The organism is Leptothoe spongobia TAU-MAC 1115, assembly GCF_018739885.1.
GTDB lineage: Bacteria > Cyanobacteriota > Cyanobacteriia > Phormidesmidales > Phormidesmidaceae > Leptothoe > Leptothoe spongobia.
In genome coordinates this window covers 49189-66196 of record NZ_JADOES010000001.1, presented here as the reverse complement: position 1 = coordinate 66196, position 17008 = coordinate 49189, and the positions used below count along the sequence as shown (strand labels likewise).

19 protein-coding genes, 1 tRNA gene and 1 other annotated feature are annotated in these 17008 nt (G+C 47.5%); of the genes, 17 read left to right on the top strand and 3 right to left on the bottom strand.

Annotation, left to right across the window (positions count from 1 at the left end; translation table 11 throughout):
* The first annotated feature begins 202 nt into the window (after window positions 1-202).
* Together IXB50_RS00330 and IXB50_RS00325 are read left to right on the top strand one after the other, a co-directional pair.
* On the top strand, window positions 203-1429 hold the full coding sequence (locus IXB50_RS00330; protein WP_215606938.1) for a ferrochelatase: 1227 nt from the start codon (window positions 203-205) through the stop codon (window positions 1427-1429).
* Window positions 1430-1544: 115 nt separating this feature from the next.
* Window positions 1545-1985: an SRPBCC family protein gene (locus tag IXB50_RS00325; RefSeq protein ID WP_215606937.1), complete on the top strand. Its 441-nt coding sequence runs from the start codon at window positions 1545-1547 to the stop codon at window positions 1983-1985.
* 26 nt (window positions 1986-2011) lie between these two features.
* Here the strand turns inward: IXB50_RS00325 and IXB50_RS00320 are convergent, their stop codons facing one another.
* Window positions 2012-2269: a hypothetical protein gene (locus IXB50_RS00320; RefSeq protein ID WP_246564010.1), complete on the bottom strand. Its 258-nt coding sequence runs from the start codon at window positions 2267-2269 to the stop codon at window positions 2012-2014.
* A 307-nt stretch (window positions 2270-2576) separates the two neighbouring features.
* On the opposite strand from IXB50_RS00320, the gene IXB50_RS00315 reads away from it, so the two are divergent.
* The 6 genes from IXB50_RS00315 to IXB50_RS00290 all read left to right on the top strand — a co-directional run bounded on the left by IXB50_RS00315 (window position 2577) and on the right by IXB50_RS00290 (window position 8606).
* Window positions 2577-4001: an HD domain-containing phosphohydrolase gene (locus IXB50_RS00315; RefSeq protein WP_215606936.1), complete on the top strand. Its 1425-nt coding sequence runs from the start codon at window positions 2577-2579 to the stop codon at window positions 3999-4001.
* The gene (locus tag IXB50_RS00310) at window positions 3998-4582 is read left to right on the top strand and encodes a pentapeptide repeat-containing protein (RefSeq protein WP_215606935.1); all 585 of its coding nucleotides are present in this window, start codon (window positions 3998-4000) and stop codon (window positions 4580-4582) included. The genes IXB50_RS00315 and IXB50_RS00310 overlap by 4 nt, the downstream gene beginning before the upstream one ends.
* Window positions 4583-4595: 13 nt before the next feature.
* Window positions 4596-4856 (top strand): hypothetical protein, encoded by a 261-nt coding sequence (locus tag IXB50_RS00305; RefSeq protein ID WP_215606934.1) that lies wholly within the window; start codon window positions 4596-4598, stop codon window positions 4854-4856.
* 392 nt (window positions 4857-5248) lie between these two features.
* Complete coding sequence (locus tag IXB50_RS00300; RefSeq protein ID WP_215606933.1) at window positions 5249-6196, top strand: PstS family phosphate ABC transporter substrate-binding protein; 948 nt, start codon at window positions 5249-5251, stop codon at window positions 6194-6196.
* A gap of 174 nt (window positions 6197-6370) precedes the next feature.
* Window positions 6371-7324, top strand: coding sequence for a hypothetical protein (locus tag IXB50_RS00295; protein WP_215606932.1), 954 nt, complete (start codon window positions 6371-6373; stop codon window positions 7322-7324).
* A gap of 139 nt (window positions 7325-7463) precedes the next feature.
* Complete coding sequence (locus IXB50_RS00290) at window positions 7464-8606, top strand: hypothetical protein (protein WP_215606931.1); 1143 nt, start codon at window positions 7464-7466, stop codon at window positions 8604-8606.
* 29 nt (window positions 8607-8635) lie between these two features.
* Here IXB50_RS00290 and map read toward each other — a convergent pair whose 3' ends face one another.
* The gene (gene map / locus IXB50_RS00285; protein WP_215606930.1) at window positions 8636-9469 is read right to left on the bottom strand and encodes a type I methionyl aminopeptidase; all 834 of its coding nucleotides are present in this window, start codon (window positions 9467-9469) and stop codon (window positions 8636-8638) included.
* 230 nt (window positions 9470-9699) lie between these two features.
* Between map and rplS the strand changes: the two genes are divergently transcribed.
* The 9 genes from rplS (at window position 9700) to IXB50_RS00240 (ending at window position 15579) form a co-directional block, all read left to right on the top strand.
* Window positions 9700-10080, top strand: a complete 381-nt coding sequence (gene rplS / locus IXB50_RS00280) for a 50S ribosomal protein L19 (RefSeq protein WP_215607058.1) — start codon at window positions 9700-9702, stop codon at window positions 10078-10080.
* 64 nt (window positions 10081-10144) lie between these two features.
* A tRNA-Trp gene (locus IXB50_RS00275) sits at window positions 10145-10217 on the top strand.
* A 173-nt stretch (window positions 10218-10390) separates the two neighbouring features.
* Window positions 10391-10627 carry a preprotein translocase subunit SecE gene (secE, locus tag IXB50_RS00270; protein ID WP_215607057.1) on the top strand — a complete coding sequence of 79 codons (237 nt, stop codon included), beginning with the start codon at window positions 10391-10393 and terminating at the stop codon, window positions 10625-10627.
* Complete coding sequence (gene nusG, locus IXB50_RS00265; RefSeq protein WP_215606929.1) at window positions 10627-11265, top strand: transcription termination/antitermination protein NusG; 639 nt, start codon at window positions 10627-10629, stop codon at window positions 11263-11265. Before secE ends, nusG begins: the two co-directional genes overlap by 1 nt.
* 3 nt (window positions 11266-11268) lie before the next feature.
* Window positions 11269-11694: a 50S ribosomal protein L11 gene (gene rplK / locus IXB50_RS00260; protein WP_006518043.1), complete on the top strand. Its 426-nt coding sequence runs from the start codon at window positions 11269-11271 to the stop codon at window positions 11692-11694.
* 88 nt (window positions 11695-11782) lie between these two features.
* The gene (gene rplA / locus IXB50_RS00255) at window positions 11783-12502 is read left to right on the top strand and encodes a 50S ribosomal protein L1 (protein WP_215606928.1); all 720 of its coding nucleotides are present in this window, start codon (window positions 11783-11785) and stop codon (window positions 12500-12502) included.
* 70 nt (window positions 12503-12572) lie between these two features.
* Window positions 12573-12702 (top strand) — a sequence feature (ribosomal protein L10 leader region).
* Between the two features lie 86 nt (window positions 12703-12788).
* On the top strand, window positions 12789-13328 hold the full coding sequence (gene rplJ, locus IXB50_RS00250) for a 50S ribosomal protein L10 (protein ID WP_215606927.1): 540 nt from the start codon (window positions 12789-12791) through the stop codon (window positions 13326-13328).
* 54 nt (window positions 13329-13382) lie between these two features.
* On the top strand, window positions 13383-13775 hold the full coding sequence (gene rplL / locus IXB50_RS00245) for a 50S ribosomal protein L7/L12 (RefSeq protein WP_215606926.1): 393 nt from the start codon (window positions 13383-13385) through the stop codon (window positions 13773-13775).
* Between the two features lie 376 nt (window positions 13776-14151).
* Window positions 14152-15579 (top strand): ABC transporter substrate-binding protein, encoded by a 1428-nt coding sequence (locus IXB50_RS00240; protein WP_215606925.1) that lies wholly within the window; start codon window positions 14152-14154, stop codon window positions 15577-15579.
* 149 nt (window positions 15580-15728) lie between these two features.
* Here IXB50_RS00240 and IXB50_RS00235 read toward each other — a convergent pair whose 3' ends face one another.
* On the bottom strand, window positions 15729-16649 hold the full coding sequence (locus IXB50_RS00235; RefSeq protein WP_326520689.1) for a ChaN family lipoprotein: 921 nt from the start codon (window positions 16647-16649) through the stop codon (window positions 15729-15731).
* Window positions 16650-17008 lie beyond the last annotated feature (359 nt).

The following is a 17008-nucleotide window of genomic DNA, read 5'->3' as shown; positions in this document are numbered from 1 at the left end:
CAGGCTTACAATTATGTAGTGTTGGCTACAACCACTGATATATAAACAACTCAAGACTTAACAGATAGCAACACTTGCATGTCGATTCATCTCAGGAGTCTTAAATTCTTGCGAGGTCTGAGCCATACAGCCCAAAAGGTGAGCTATCGTTAGCCCTGTCCGTTGTGACGGCTCAACTCACCTCTAAGGCACATTATTTATTATGGTTGCGATTTCGCGCACGCATTTATCATCCCCAGATCCGTCCAGCTCTGACGATCGCGTGGCGGTCTTGCTCATGGGCTACGGCGAAGTAGAAAGCTACGAAGACTTTGCCAATTACAACGAACAAGCTCTTAACTTACTCACCGCCAAATTTGCCCCAGTCCCCACCTGGATTTATCCCCCCTTAGCCAAGCTTTTGGCTCTGTTTGATCGCCATGAATGGGATCATCAACATGACCATTTTATTTCCCCCCACAATGCTATTTTTGAGCGGCAGCGTGAGGGCATCGAGCGCCACCTGCAGTCTAAATGGGGAGAACGGGTAAGCGTCTTTAAGGCGTTTAACTTCTGTGCACCCCATTTACCTCATCAGGTACTAGAGGAAATCCAGTCCCAAGGATTCACTAAGCTAATGATTTATCCTCTGCTAGTGGTGGATTCTATTTTCACGAGTGGTATTGCCGTAGAGCAGGTTAACAACGCCCTAGCCCAAACATTTAAGGCAGGAGAAGACCACTGGCTCCAAAGTACGCGCTACATGCCGTCCTTTTACAATCAGCCTGACTATATTGATTTACTAGCTCGCCAGGTCGAGGATAAAATTCAACAGCATCTGGCCGTGGCCCACCTACCGTCACAAACTGGCATTGTGCTGATGAACCATGGCTGCCCCCACAAGGCCAAGGGCTTTACCTCAGGAATTACGGAAAGCCAGCTCCTCTATGAAGCAGTAAGGGAGCGATTAATTTACAACTATCCGTTGATTTCCATTGGTTGGCTCAACCACGACACTCCCATGATTGAGTGGACCCAGCCCAATGTCACCCTGGCTGCTCAAAATCTAATGGATTTGGGGGCAACGGCTCTAGTCTTGATGCCCATTGGCTTTGCCACGGAAAACCACGAAACCCTGTTAGATGTGGAGCATATTATCAGCCATCTACGACGCAAGCGCCCCGATGTCACCTATGTGCAAATGCCCTGTGTCAATGACAGTGATGAATTTACTGCCATGGCCGCTGGCTGGGTCGATGGATTAATTTCGGACCTCCTGGGTGAACAGGGGATCGTGGTCAATCAAAGTCAACGAGCACAGATTGCTGAAGACTTCTCAGGTCACCACCATGACCACGCTCACAACGGTCATCACCATGATGGCCATCATCACGGTGAGCATAGCCATGATCACCACGACCACAAGCAACACGCCCACCACGGACATTAGCGTTGTCTGTCTTAAGCGTTGTTGAACCTAAATAAGTGACAATGGTCGGTAGCCTTCATTGGCTATCGACCATTGTGGTTTGGAACAGCCATAACGCCACTGACCGCCACTACCTATGGGTGTATTTGAGCAATCAATTGTTATTAATGCCAGTGCTACTACCGTTGAACGATGTATTTGCGATCGCAACCTCATGCATCAGTGGCTGAATCCAGCCCTACGATGTGAACCCATGTCAGAGACTTGGAGCACAGAGCTAAACAGTCAGACACGTTTTATTATCCAAATCCCGCTACTGCAGCCCAGTCTAATCAGTACAGTAGTGGAGCGTCGACCGGGGCTAGTCGTGTGGGCATTTACAGGTTTTTTTACAGGCAAAGATCGCTGGGAATGTATGCCAGAAGGCTCGGGCACTCACCTGCTCAACCGATTTGAATTTGAAATCCCGAATCCGCTAGTGGCATTTGGTTTTAACCAATTTGCCGCTAACTGGACCAAGCAAGATATGGCAGCCCAGTTGCAGCGGCTAAAGCAGGTGGCAGAACGACTCGGATAGAAAAAAGCAAGGAAAAGCTGGCGCTACTAACCTAACTTAATTGGTGGTGCTTCCATAAAGCCATCTTCATGTAGCACTACACCAATCAGCTCTTTATCTTGGTTAATACACTCAGGCTTCTTAGCGTACTGACAAACCCTGGCATAAAGCCGGGCACGGGTACCTGTAGACCCATTGGAAAATTGCACCACGTCATTGGCAACGGTAACACCGCATGCAGGACAGGTCTGTTCTTGGGATAGGTTAGCCATAGTTTTCACTCGATTTTGTTCAATTCCACCCATGGTAACTGGGCGGCTCTTTATACAAGGTAAGTACTTTTGCCTATTTAAGCTACTTATTTTGTATCGTTTCATAACAAAAGCGAGCACTCTTGACCTTTTTGAGCATTCTCAAATGCCTCCCTGCGCCAGTGATCAAATCATTAGTGCAATTTGTTTTGGACTAACCACGCTTTTCATCAAAGTATGAAATCATGGATAGTACTTAGCTGCTTCTGCATAAGCTCCATCTGGTAAGAATTCGGGGCTGCATATACCAGCTTTTTGTTCTGGGAGCAGATGCTCATCTTGGTTCACTAAGCGTGTTTCTATGAACTCTGAGGCTACCCTTCATCAACTCAAGGCCGCCCTGCCCGAGGGTGAAATGCCCTCCAGCTATGGTGTTTACTTTAAAAATACGCTGGTGGCTCTTTGCCATGCTCTAGAAGATCATATTCTGGAACAGTCTGATGGGGCTAAACCATTAGTACTGGTCACGTTCCAGCAAGGTAAGTGGTATTTGCAAGAAGCTGACCGCTATAGAGATATTGCTAATTGTTCACAGCAAGTTGCGATCGCAGCCATTCCTGACAGCGGCTTTAGCGACCATGCCACCAGTCAACTTCCTAATGTCGATCTGGTTGATCTCGAAGCAGATGATAGCCTCACCGAAGAGTGGAACCTGATCATCTTGGCTCCTGGCTATGCAGCTATGGTGCTGTGTCATGAGCTATCCGAAGAGGATTATCGTAACGACAATATCCCAACCATAGACGTGGAGCGTAAGTTTTATGGTCTTTGGACTTTTGAGCGTCAGTCGGTAGAATTATCTGCCAAAATTTTGATCGATCGGATGCGCCCTTACAATACATCCCTTGCCGATCGACTCACAGAGCATTTTAACGGTCTCAAAAATAATCCCTCAGGTACTAGTGTTGACTTAAGTGGTGTCGTTTCCCGCATTGTTAACTACCTCCAGAGTAGCCAACAACAATTGGTTACTGTTAATCGTCAAACTCGCGAACTGTGGGAGCTAGAAGGACAAGCTTTGAAGCTCAATCGCAATTTAGCTGCCAATAAGCTGCAGGCATTTTTGCGAATGGTACAAAAAATCGATGAACGAGACTTGGCCAATCCTGTTGCTTCGCTACAGGTATCTGCCTTAGCAGAGACGTTAGGTCAGCTGATTGATTTGTCTACCATCAGGCTCCGACGCCTGCGCCTTGCGGGATTGCTTTTCCGCATTGGATTAGCTGAAGCTCCTAGGGAAATCTTTCAGCAAACCGCTGATCATCTGGATCAGGCTAGCCTGGTATTTTGGCGAGATCGCGCTGCTCTGGGAGGGCAGCTCCTGTCCTCCATGCCTGAGTTAACACCTGTCAGTCGTATCGTGACCCATCAACTAGAATACTGGGACGGCAGCGGTACACCCAATGGCCTCAAAGGCGAAGATATTCCTCTAGAATCGAGAATTTTGGGACTAGTTGCCTATTTTCAAGAACTCACTGAAACCAGAGGTAAGCGGTCTGCCATGTCCCTCGGTGAGGCGTTAGCAGCCTGTGAGAAACTGAGCAATCGACGTTTTGACCCCAAGCTAATCGAGTCCCTGAGCACCATCGTACGACTAGCTGAAATTGGCATGCTACAACTACCGGAACGCCCCAGTCAGCAGCCAACAGTATGGCTCGAAGACATTCGATCTCAAGCCCCAACGACTAATAAATGGTCTTCCTTATCCAAGGAGGTCACCCCATGAGTCCATCCGAGCTAGAGGCTATTCTGCAAGGGCATAACAAGGAATTGATGGGAGCCAATCTAGCTGGGATGGACCTCAGTAATGCTAATTTAGCCCAGGCAAACCTCAAAGGAGCCAATCTTAATGGGGCGATGCTAAAACAAGCCGATCTTCGGGCCAATCTGAGGGGCGCTGACCTGATGGGCGCTAACCTGACTGATGCTGACTTGCGTAATGCCGACCTCCGAGGCGCTATCTTACTGGAGGCTGACACTACAAATACGAGTTTTGCTGGAGCATTTTTAGCCGGTGCTGTTTTGAGCAATCTTACCCTTGTCGCTGCCGACTTACGGGGAGCTGACTTACGGGGGGCCAACTTAGCTGGCTGCATTCTGCGAAATGCAGACTTGAGCAACGCTAACCTTGCAGGGACAGATTTATCGCGGGCTGATTTAGAAGAGGCAAATCTCAACGGCGCTGTTTTGAGAGGGGCCAATTTAACCCAAGCAAATTTGCTGTGCGCCCATGTGGACAATGCCAACTTTGACGGAGCCACCATGGCAAACGCCTGCTTAAGTGGCACCCCTTTAGCAGCTCAGTAAACAGAATATTGTCATGAGTACTCAAACCAAAGGCAAAACAGTTTTTCTGCTCGCATCCATGGTGGGCTGGCTACTGAGTGGTGGCGCTTTAATTTATCTGACTCCATTTTTAGCCAATCAAATTACTCCTTCAGCTACGACTCATTTGTGGATGGAAAATCTCACACGCGGTGGCTACAATCCTATGCTTGCGATCGCAGGCGGCGGCAGCATTCTTCTACTGACTGTCATCGGCAATGCTGTCTGGTATCGATACCTTGAAGGCAACATATAGCCACCAGCAGCACAACTTTTGTTTAGAAACGATAAATACATATCGACAAATGTTCATGGAGTTGAACGTTTGCATATATGCTTGGGAACACTACTGGCGTATCCCTCTGGTAGAGGGAACATCCGGTCGAGTTTATAAATTTCTATGAGTTTTTAACTAAAAGCAATGTTATGTGCATCATTGTGCTCTAACATTGAGCTGAAATTCAGTTGACAAATTATTAATTACTCTACCGAAAGGTAAGTCGCATTTCACCACAGGCGGCTTAGCTTCTTTTTTTACCTTGCCTTAAACAAATCAAAAACCCTCCTTAATTGGGTGATAATGGTGTCTTAGTGTGGCATCGTTACCATGCTTCATGGCCTGAACAAATAGCCACGGAGTGTGTAGTTATGGTTAAGTTCGCTCAATTCTTCGGCACAGTAGCTGCAGTAGCTACTGCTGGTGCTCTAACTGCAACATCTGCAGTTGCTCAGACTATTGCCATTGATGGTTCTAGTACTGTTTTCCCCATCACTGAAGCGATGGCTGAAGAGTACGCCACTGTAAACAGCAGTGCAGACATCACTGTTGGTGTTTCCGGTACTGGCGGTGGTTTCAAGAAATTCTGTGCTGGTGAGACTGTTATCTCTGATGCTTCTCGCCCCATCAAAGACAAAGAAAAAGCGCTTTGTGCTGAAGCTGGCATCGAGTACATTGCAGTTCCCGTTGCTTACGATGCTCTAACGGTTGTTATTCATCCTGACAACGATTGGGCAACTGAGTTGACTGTTGAACAGTTAAACGCTATCTGGGACCCTGCTGCTGAAGGCGTTATCACTCGTTGGAACCAGGTTAATCCTGCTTGGCCCAATGAGGAAATCGGCTTGTTTGGTCCTGGTACTGACTCCGGTACTTTTGACTACTTCACTAAGAAGGTCAACGGTGAAGAAGGTGCTAGCCGCGCTGACTACACTGCTAGTGAAGATGACAACGTCCTTGTACGTGGTGTTGCTGGTGACGAATACTCTCTTGGCTACTTCGGTTTAGCTTACTACCTAGAGAATGATGAGATTCTGGGTGCAGCCAACATCTACAACGGTGAGGCATTTGTTGAGCCTACCGTAGCTAACGTTGAAGCTGACGTTTACAAGCCCCTTGGTCGTCCTATCTTCATCTATGTAAATACTGCAGCTCTAGCAGACTCTAGCACTGGTGTTGCTGACTTCGTTTCTTTCTACCTTGAGCAAGCTGCTGCAGGTGATTTGATCCTTGAAGTTGGTTATGTTCCTCTGCCTACAGATGCAACCGATTCTACTCTCGAAGCTTACGACACAGACGCAAACACTATCTTCAACTAATTGTTGATGAGCGTTTGATTTCATCCTTAGGACATGGCAATAGGTGTCCTAAGGATAGGTGTTCTAAGTTTTTTTTGAATTTCACACGCTCAGTGTGCATCAACCATTTTTGCCTTGGGGGAATGTTCGCTCCTCCAAGGTTTCCTTGGTATTTACTACGCAGTGCTCTAACCCATGGTAAGTATTAATCCTCCTGAATCTGGCAATTGTTTGGTCAAGACGGCAAAAAGCCTGATCATGCAGCCAATATTGTTCGTTCAGGCATTACCGGATGTAACTGCTCAGGTCTCAACCTATGGAGTTACTTTTCTCAGACGTCCAGTTGTGTGGATAGCCTTGGGTTTCCATGGAGCTTTGCTGATACTCCCTGCTGTTGATCTTTCGGTACCTAAATTAGAAGCGGTGGTAGAGGCTGAACCCGAAGAGGAAGTCCCCATTGAAGCTGTTAGTCTCAGTGATATCTTGGCCCCGGAAGAACCGGTTCCTCCACCACCAGAAGAGCCACAAGCTCCACCACCAGAGGCGACTCCACCGACCGTTGTCGCTCCACCTGTGTTGACAGAGGTGCCTGAGCAACTTGAGGACGTTATTGACGACCAAGATTTCGACGATGAATTTGAGGATGACGTTGGCGATGAATTTGAGGATAACGGTGATGAACAGTCCTTTGCCTTTGACCCAGCTCAGCAATCAGCTCTAAATAGCAGCTTAAGTCAATTCTTAGGATCTTCAAGTGAAGGAACCAGTAATTTTGATGTCACTAATCAATGGTTAAACATTGACCCGACAAATTCAGTCTTAATGGGGTTTAGGGCGGATGATATAACGAATGTGGTTGACCCCTATGCCTTTTTCACGACTGATAGCATCAATGCTGGCACCTATTTGCCATTGCCCGAAGCCACGTTTAAGCAAATCTCTAGGAATATTGAACTGGTGAGCCGTGAAGGATTAGGACAGGCTTTGACCAGCGCGGGTATGAGTCAGGTGGATGAAGGCCTGTATGGCGGTCATCCTTTCTATGGTGTTTATTCTGCTGATGGACAGCCAGTGAACTACATCTCGTTAATCGATTTAAAGGGGACGACGCTAGTGTTTGTCTGGCCAGCCGATCCACGTCAGGGATAATCACATCCTGGACTTGGATACTCTCTTAACCATGCCTTACACAATCAGTTAGATATTTGGAATAGTTCACTTCAGAAACATCATTCCCATTGTTTAAGCTGGATATATTGGCTTTTGTTTATTGTTTGCCCGCACTGCCATGAACGCTTTGAAACTCCTTTTTAATCCTATTTTTCTGCTGGCAGCGGGTCTGCATGCAGGACTGTTGCTGATTCCAGTTGCCGGTGGTTCCTCTGAAGGCCTGGTGCCTGCACCTGATCCAGAAGGGGAAAGTATTTCGGTTACTCGAATTCCGCCTAAAGCAGCAAAACCCAGCGCTGGTCAGACGGTAGCGCCTAAAGCTACGGCTAATCGTCTAGCTACGGCTCGTCCAGCAACCACTACTCAAGCGCCAACTGGTGGTAAGCCTGGTACTGATTCTAACAATCAACAGAAGCGATCTCAGGCTCGTTCTCAAGGTGGTCAGCAACGTTCTACTAGCAGCGGTTCGTCGTCTAACCGTGGCTCTAATACTGGCAGTCGGACCACGAATAATCGCAGCAATAGTAGAAACAACCGTTCAAATCAAACGGCTCGTAATACCCCAACCCCTGGATTACCCGATCTACCCAACAATACAAACACTGGCTCTGACCCTGTGCCGGTGACTGTCCCCACAGGAGAGTCTGCTACTCAGAAACCACCAACATTGACGGCACTGAGAGATGGCACAGACGCTAAAGCCGTGCCCCGGTTGCTAAAAGATTTCCTGGCTCGTTTGCAGTACAGTTTGCAAGAAACGAGAGATGTGGCCACTGCCGAAGCTCAGCAGGCATGGCTAACAACGCTAGAAGGACAGCCAGATATCCAAGTGTCAGCTATCCATGAACTGGAAAAGTCGTTAGAAATCAGCTATCCCCTCATGCTTGAAGATAATGGCCCTCGACAGCTTTACAGATGTCTGAGCCCGTTACCAAAAACAGGTTTAGTCGGCATTGTTGTGGATGCAACTGGAGAAATTGCTACCGAGCCCACTCTCCTTCGCAGTTCTGGCTATCCATTTCTTAACGATATTGCTCTAGGTAAAATCAAGGATTATAGTGAGTTTCCCGATGAAGCTGTCCAGAAGATTTATGCTGTGCCCGTTGAAGTGAAATATAACGAGGACGCTTGCGTTAGTTTAGCCAAGCTAGGTGTAGCATCACCAGAAACGACAACCCAACCCAGGACAACTCCGACACCGCCAGAAGGGAGTCGGAACTTCTTGGAGGAAGACAATAGCCCCAGTCCCTTTAGACGGTAATAGTAGTCATACTGAAATCCTTCTCTAGGCTATATCTGGGAGCGATCAGTCAGAATTTCTTGACCGTCTTCAGTGATGAGGACGGTATGCTCAAACTGGGCAGAAAGTTTGCGATCGCACGTGACCACGGTCCATCGATCCCTCAGGGTTCGCGTTACCTTAGATCCCTCATTGAGGATCGGCTCAATTGCCAAAGCCATACCCGGTTTTAAGGTCACATTTGGCAGTTCTTTAGTCCGAAAATTAAACACTGATGGAGGCTCATGCAGATTTCTCCCCACACCATGGCCAGTAAACTCCTCAACCACGGTATAGCCACTCGCCCGAATGCTGTCCTCAACTGCTCCAGCAATATCCAGTAGCGTTTTACCTGGGAGTGCTTGAGCCACACCGGCATAGAGGGCCGCCTCAGCTGCATCCATCAGCTTCTGAGCTTTGGTATTGATTTTACCGACTGCAATCGTAATACAAGAATCACCGTGAAACCCGTCGTAGTAGGCCCCAGTGTCAACCTTTAGTAAATCCCCAGCCTTGATGACTTTACGCTTGCGGGGAATACCATGCACCACCTCATCATTGATGCTGGCACAGATAGAGCCTGGGAAACCGTGATACCCCTTAAAACTAGGCTTAGCCCCCATTGCTCGAATCCGCCGCTCGGCATGATCATCCAAATCCGCCGTCGTCATCCCCGGCTGCACCAGTTCAGAAATCTCCTTGAGCACCGTCGCTACAATCCGACCCGCTTGCCGCATCGTTTCTTGTTCCGGCTCGGACTTTAACTCAATCCCTTGATGTTTACGCGGTCCTACCATGACTGGAACAGCCAAAGCTCGCGAAAGCAAATTACCTAAAACATTCATAGTGGGTGATTGAGTTTTGTAAGGAGGGCTTCATATCGAAAGTCGAATTATCCAACTCATACTCTATAGTATGCAAGATTCTTGCTCCATCCCCCTATTGCCCATTCACCATTCCCTGCTGCCCTATTAGCTGGTTGGGCCATACCTACCCTGAAAATGGTTTCCTAAAAACCCTTGGTATTTATGACCATGTTGGCCTACTATTAAAGACCGTGCGCTTTTCAGGGCTTATGAACGCTGAGGAGATTATCCGCTCAATAGAAGCGGAACATATCAAAGAAGATGTCCCCAAAATCTATGTTGGGGACACAGTTCGGGTCGGTGTCCGAATTGTAGAAGGTGGTAAGGAACGTGTGCAGCCCTACGAAGGCACTGTCATTGCGATGCGCAATGGTGGTATCAACGAGACGATCACCGTACGTCGCATCTTTCAAGGTGTGGGTGTAGAGCGTGTTTTCTTACTTCATGCACCTCGCGTGGCCAATATTAAGGTCTTACGTAGAGGTAAAGCGCGTCGTGCTAAGTTGTACTACCTGCGCGATCGCGTTGGTAAAGCAACTCGCTTGAAACAGCGCTTTGACCGTCCCATCGAAAAATCAGGCAAAAAATAAATAACCCTAGGGCATCTAAAGCCCGCAGGTTAAGCCTTACAATGGGACAAGTTCAAAGAGTCGTGCGTCCTTAGTTCAGTTGGTAGAACGTCGGTCTCCAAAACCGAATGTCGGGGGTTCGAGTCCTCCAGGGCGCGCTGAGCGATTAGCATAAGTTCTGCCTGAAGCATTTAGATTTATTGCTGAAAAGGGAAAGAGGTTTTTCTTTCTCTCCAAAGCAATAAGCTTTAGGTAGAATTTTTGCTTGGATAGCTCTAGGTTGATGACCAAATCGACCAGGCTCGATGTAGGAAACAAGGAAGCTAATGACGTGGTCAAAAAGGACGCTAAGAAAGTAGTGGACAAGCAGGCAAGCGACTCCTCTGACTCATTTGATGCAGGGTCTTTTGTTAAAGGCACCCGCGAAGAGTTAAGTAAAGTAGTTTGGCCCTCCAGACAGCAGCTGATTAGTGAATCGGCGGCTGTAATTTTAATGGTGGGTGTGTCTGCGACACTTATTTACTTAGTGGATAAACTCTTTGGTTGGGCTTCTAGGCAGGTGTTTTAATGACTTACGCTTCTGACGATCCAAACTATACAGCAGATAATAATGACTCTGCGGTTCCCGACGAGCCAAGGAAGTCTCAGTCTCGCTGGTATGCAGTACAAGTAGCCTCCGGATGTGAAAAGCGCGTCAAGCTCAATCTTGAGCAACGGGCTATTACTCTGGGCGTTAACCAGTACATTTTTCAAATTGAAATACCGCAAACCCCTGCGGTTAAGTTGCGCAAGGATGGTAGTCGTCAGAATATTGAGGAAAAAGTTTTTCCTGGATATGTCCTCATCCGGATGATTCTAGAGGATGACGTATGGCAAGTGGTCAAAAACACCCCCCATGTCATTAACTTTGTCGGTGCTGAACAGCGCCGTGCCACTGGACGTGGGCGAGGGCATGTTAAACCCATGCCTTTGAGTCGAGCGGAGGTCGAGCGTATCTTTAAGCAGACCCAAGAGCAAGCACCCGTAGTCAAAGTTGATATGGCTGAAGGTGACAAAATTTTGGTGCTGTCTGGTCCGTTTAAGGACTTTAGTGGCGAAGTCATTGAAGTCAGTCCTGAACGGAGCAAGCTAAAGGCATTGTTATCGATTTTCGGTCGTGATACCCCCGTTGAGCTGGAATTTAACCAAGTGCAAAAAGAGAGTTAATCAATGGCGAAGAAGGTAGTTGCCCTTATTAAGCTGGCAATCCCAGCTGGAAAAGCGAACCCTGCACCGCCAATTGGTCCCGCCTTGGGTCAGCACGGGGTCAACATTATGGCGTTTTGCAAAGAGTACAACGCTAAGACCTCTGACAAAGCTGGACTAATTGTTCCGGTTGAAATCTCTGTTTTTGAAGACAGAAGTTTCACCTTTATTCTCAAAACACCGCCAGCCTCTGTGCTGATCAAAAAAGCGGCAAAGATTGAGAAGGGTTCTGGTGAGCCAAACAAAACAAAAGTTGGCTCAATCACCCGTGCCCAATTGCAAGAAATTGCTGAGATGAAAATGCCTGACCTCAACGCTAATGACGTTGAAGCAGCGATGAACATCATCGAAGGCACCGCCCGCAATATGGGAGTCACCGTGTCTGATTAATTCAGTACACGTATTTTACTTTTTGAAAGTATCAGAAAATCAATCTGGGGAAGAACTCATACTTCGCTATCACCCCAAGGAGTAACTTATGGCGAAAAAAGTGTCGCGCCGCTTAAAAGAGCTGCAGACCAAAGTGCAGGACAAGCTTTACGAGCCTTTAGAGGCAATGCAGTTAGTCAAAGAAACAGCGACTGCAAAGTTTACTGAAACAATTGAGGCTCACATCCGCCTAGGCATTGATCCTAAATATACTGATCAGCAGTTGCGTACTACTGTGGCTCTTCCTAACGGTACTGGTCAAGCTGTTCGGGTTGCGGTCATTGCTCGTGGCGAAAAGGTGGCCGAAGCTACTGAAAATGGTGCCGATCTGGCAGGTTCTGAGGAATTGATCGACGAAATCCAAAAAGGCATGATGGATTTTGACATCCTTGTCGCTACACCTGACATGATGCCCAAGGTAGCCAAGCTTGGACGTATCCTGGGTCCCCGTGGTTTGATGCCATCCCCCAAAGGTGGTTCGGTAACTTTTGACTTAGCCCAGGCGATTAACGACTTTAAGGCAGGTAAATTGGAGTTTCGAGCAGACAAGTCTGGCATTGTCCACGTCATGTTTGGCAAAGCTGATTTCTCCGCAGAAGACCTACTGACCAACCTAAAGGCTTTGCAAGAGACAATTGATCGAAATCGTCCTTCTGGAGCCAAAGGTCGTTACTGGCGCACAATGTCAGTAGCTGCTACTATGGGTCCTGCGATTAAAATGGATATTAGTGCACTGCGCGATCTTCAACTGGAAGAATCCGCTGCATAAATTAATCCACTCTGTTGAGATAATCAACAGATAAAAGCTTTGGAGATATTGCTACTGCTCTAAGACATCCAACAACCAAATAAGCATTCGAAGACAGCAGGTGCATTTTGCTTAATATCCTGCCGAGGTGTAGAGCATGGGTGTTAGTAGCGCTCATCTTTGGGTCTCGGCGATTAGCTGAGGCCTTTTTAGATCTCAAGATTCATTGTCAGTCGAGTGTTTTAGGTTGAGTTTGCAGTTGGCCATATTTTCAACCTATCCCCGCAATCAAGGAGGTGAGATCCGAATGGGGAGAACCCTAGAAAACAAAAAAGAGATTGTTGCTGAGCTTAAGGATCTCCTAAGCGACACCCAATCAATTTTTGTTATTGACTACAAAGGTCTGACGGTTGCTGAAATTAGCGATCTGCGTAACCGTATTCGAGAGAAGGGCGGTACTTGCAAAATTGCAAAAAACACCCTAATCAAAATTGCGGTTCAAGACGATAAAAATTGGCAGCCTGTACAGGAGTTCCTCAAGGATACGACTGCATTACTACTGACCAAAGAAGACATTGGTAGTGTCGTTAAGGAATACAAAAAATTCCAGAAAGACACGAAGAAAACCAAACTGCGTGGTGGCGTACTAGAAGGACAAACTCTGACCAGTGCAGAAGCAGAAGCTCTAGCCGATCTACCTAGCAAGGAAGAGCTATACGCACGTATTGCAGGTGCCCTCAATGCTCTGGCAACAAAAGTGGCAGTGGGTGTCAAGGAAGTCCCGTCATCTATTGCTCGTGGTCTGCAAGCCTATGTCGACAAGGAAGGTGGAGACGGCGGCGAATAAGTTCCAGCTTTGGTCCATTGCCTATTCATTTTGTAATTAATCAAGGAGAAATCCATGTCTGCTGCAACTGATGAAATTTTGGAAAAGTTGAAGTCTTTAACTTTACTAGAAGCTTCTGAACTCGTTAAGCAAATCGAAGAAACCTTCGATGTAAGTGCTGCTGCACCTGCTGGTGGCATGATGATGATGGCTCCTGGTGCCGGTGGCGCTGGTGCTGGTGAAGCAGCTGAAGAGAAGACTGAGTTTGATGTAGTGCTCGAAGACTTCGGTGGCAACAAGATTGCCGTTCTTAAGGCTGTTCGTGCCCTGACTGGTCTGGGCCTCAAAGAAGCCAAGGCGATTGTTGAGGGTGCACCCAAGGCGATCAAAGAGGGCGTCTCCAAGGATGATGCTGAAGCCGCTAAGAAGCAACTTGAGGAAGCTGGTGCTAAGGTGTCAGTTAAATAAACTAGCCCTTGATACAGATCTATGTCCTGAATCGATGAAGCGTTTAAAATGTATCGCTTAAGCGCGATGTAATAGCGATTGCTTCAACTTTACAATTCATATCAAAGGCCCTGTTATCTTCCGGTAGCAGGGCTTTTGATATGTAGGTCTAGCATAGCTTTAATAATGGCAAAGTCTATGCCAGCCTTGGGTACACTACTGTCACTTGTTACATGATGTGAAAGTCTACTAACTTACTGCGTATATAAGATATTCACTGGCAATAACATAGCTCCAATAACTTCAGCAGATAAGTAAACCATGAGGGATGGTTGAGGTTAGACAGGCTGAGTTAATGATTCGCTGATTTTTAAATTCAACTTCTTCCGCCTGAGCCATGCGCACACTTAAAAACTACAAGTTTGAAATAATCCTATTTTTAGCAACGTTTGGGATTCTAGGGATCTTCTTTTTGGGCATTTCAGGCTCGTTTAGTCGGAAACCTGCCAACGTCGCTGCGACATCAAGCTCAGAGCCAAAAGTAAAAGTAAAGCCTCAATCACCATCACCATCACCTTTAGAAAAACGATTGAGTGACGGCTCACAGAGTCTATTACCTGATCCTTCAGATTTAAAGCAACAAGGTATTGCCGCCTATGCCGACGGAAATTATGCAACAGCTATTACGGCCCTAGAAGCCGCCTTAAATGAGAATCGCAATGATCCTGAAGCATTTATATATCTAAATAACGCCCGTATTGGTGAGAAACCTGCCCATACATTGGCGGTGATTGCACCGATTGGGAATACAAGTGAGATCGGCTTAGAAATCTTGCGGGGGGCAGGGCAGGCACAACAAGAACTCAATCAATTGGTTGGGGCCGGTGGAACTCCTATCAAGATTCTGATTGCCAATGATGATAATGACCCAAGCATTGCTAAATCTGTAGCCACCGACTTGGTGAAACGATCTGAGGTTTTAGGTGTCCTCGGTCATTACAGCAGTGGCGTTACCTTAGAGGCAGCTCCTGTCTATAACCAGGGCAAACTGCCCATGGTGTCTGCCATTAGTACGTCAGTAGAGTTATCTGGCTTTAGTCCTTATGTTTTAAGGACAGTGCCCAGTGATAGCTTTGCCGCTGCTGCTTTGGCTCGCTACATGATCAATGATCTCGGAGCGCAAAAAGCGATTCTTTATTACGATTCCAATAGCGCCTATAGCCTTTCGCTGAAAAGTGAGTTTGCCACGTCTGTCTTTAGTGATGGTGGTGAGGTGATGACCGAGTATGATCTTGCCGATTCTTCTAATTTTGATGCGGATAAGCAGATTGCCCTAGCCAAGGAACAAGGGGCAGATGTGATTATGTTGGCATCTAGTACAGATACGCTAGATCCCTCCCTTGATGTGATGGCGGCGGTAAATCAAGAATTTCCTTTAATTGGCGGTGATGATCTGTATCATCCTCGGGTTTTAGAAGATGGGGGAGCTAATGCAGAGGGATTAGTCGTTGCCGTTCCCTGGCATGTATTGTCGGATCCAAATTCTGAGTTTGTGACGGGAGCACGTGACATCTGGGGTGGTGATGTTAGTTGGCGCAGCGCCATGGCCTATGATGCGATCGCAGCCCTCGGTGCAGCTCTGCTCGAAGACCCCAGTCGTGAAGGCATCCGCAAAACCCTACATGAAGCGAATTTCTCAGCAGATGGAGCTACAGGCAATGTACATTTTCTGCCCTCAGGCGATCGCAACCGGGCGGCCCAGCTAGTCCATATTCAACCAGGTGAACGCTCTGGCCTAGGATTTGACTTTATCCCAGTGGAATAAGAAAAATACCAAATCCAAATTCCTCAACCCCGATTCAAGATGGACAATCTTGTAGGGGCACTCCCTTGTAGATGCCCTTCGATATCGGGTGCTATCAGTCAGGATTTCGTATCAGCAGCACCTTTGGGCGAAGTTGAAAGATGTGCTTACTATTCAGCCACCTCAGGTGTCGTCGACTCTGAAAACCAGAAAAAATCAGCTAGCTCAGGGGATGTGGACGTTGGGTTAAGTAGTACGCTATGGGACACCAGATCCTCCCCTAAACGACGTTCCACCCGGCTAGGAATACCAAAGTCGAACACAATATGTCCCTCTCCAGCCAGCACAATCACCTGGGTATCTGGAGCAGCGATGACATAATCAGCGACCGATGCCGCCATGGTTTCATCCCACAGTACCTGGGCGGCAAAGAAATTCTCAAAGCTGGGACCGCTGTTACCATGACCACCATGATGTCCAAATACCTGGGCTAGCATGGCCTGATAGTTTTCATCACTGGTGTCGATTTCATCGATGGGTGGGATATATTGCCAATCATCCCCCGTTAGACTGGCTAACCCCTGTCTGGCCACCTTCTTGGTGATTTCTCTCGGAGTATTGAGCGCAATTAATGGAATTTGATTATTCTGGGCGTAGCGCATAATCGGGGCATATAGCTCCCAGGCAAAGCCCCAACGGGTTTCGTATTCGCTTTGCTCCACTAAGTCCGCTTCAGTGATCTCACCGGCAATGTATTGATCCAGAACTGACTGAAACGGACGCTGAAACATTTCGAGGCCAATGGCAATATCACCACGGGCCTGGTGCATGGCTGTAATGATCTCAAGCTGGGCCATGTGGTCGGCTGCGTCTGTGTGGGTTTCGCCTAAATAGATCACATCAGCCTGGGCCAGCTCGGTGAGCAGGTCTTGGTTTGACTGCCCGTTGGCTTGGGTCGTTAGCTGAGGGGTTTGTGCGATCGCTCGACCAGGCGACCCAGGCGACCCAGTTGAAACAATATGATGCCGCCCCAGGCTAGCCCCGATCACCAATAGCGCTCCACAGCAACCCAGCCACCAAAAAGATTTCACAGCCTCAGCCCTATCAATAAAATGATTTAGACGTAGTCTAGCCCAGTTTTTTTGAACGTTGCTGCGGTTTGAGAGGATTTAAGCTGGTAAGTCCTGACAAATAATCATCCGTCTAGACTGCGTCATCTTATACCAAATCCGAATTGAGCAAATCCGATTCAAAACAGATAGTCCTGTAGGGGCATCCCCTTGTGGGTGCCCTGGGATATCGGTCGCAGGTAACCCGGATTTCGTATCACCAATCAACAACAGCTTTTTTGAAAGCAGAACTGTAAACCTAGAGATAAGAAATCCCGAATAATTTCTTGCCAGGATTTACTCCAAACCGATAGGTTTATCTAGTCGCCATTGCTGCTCCT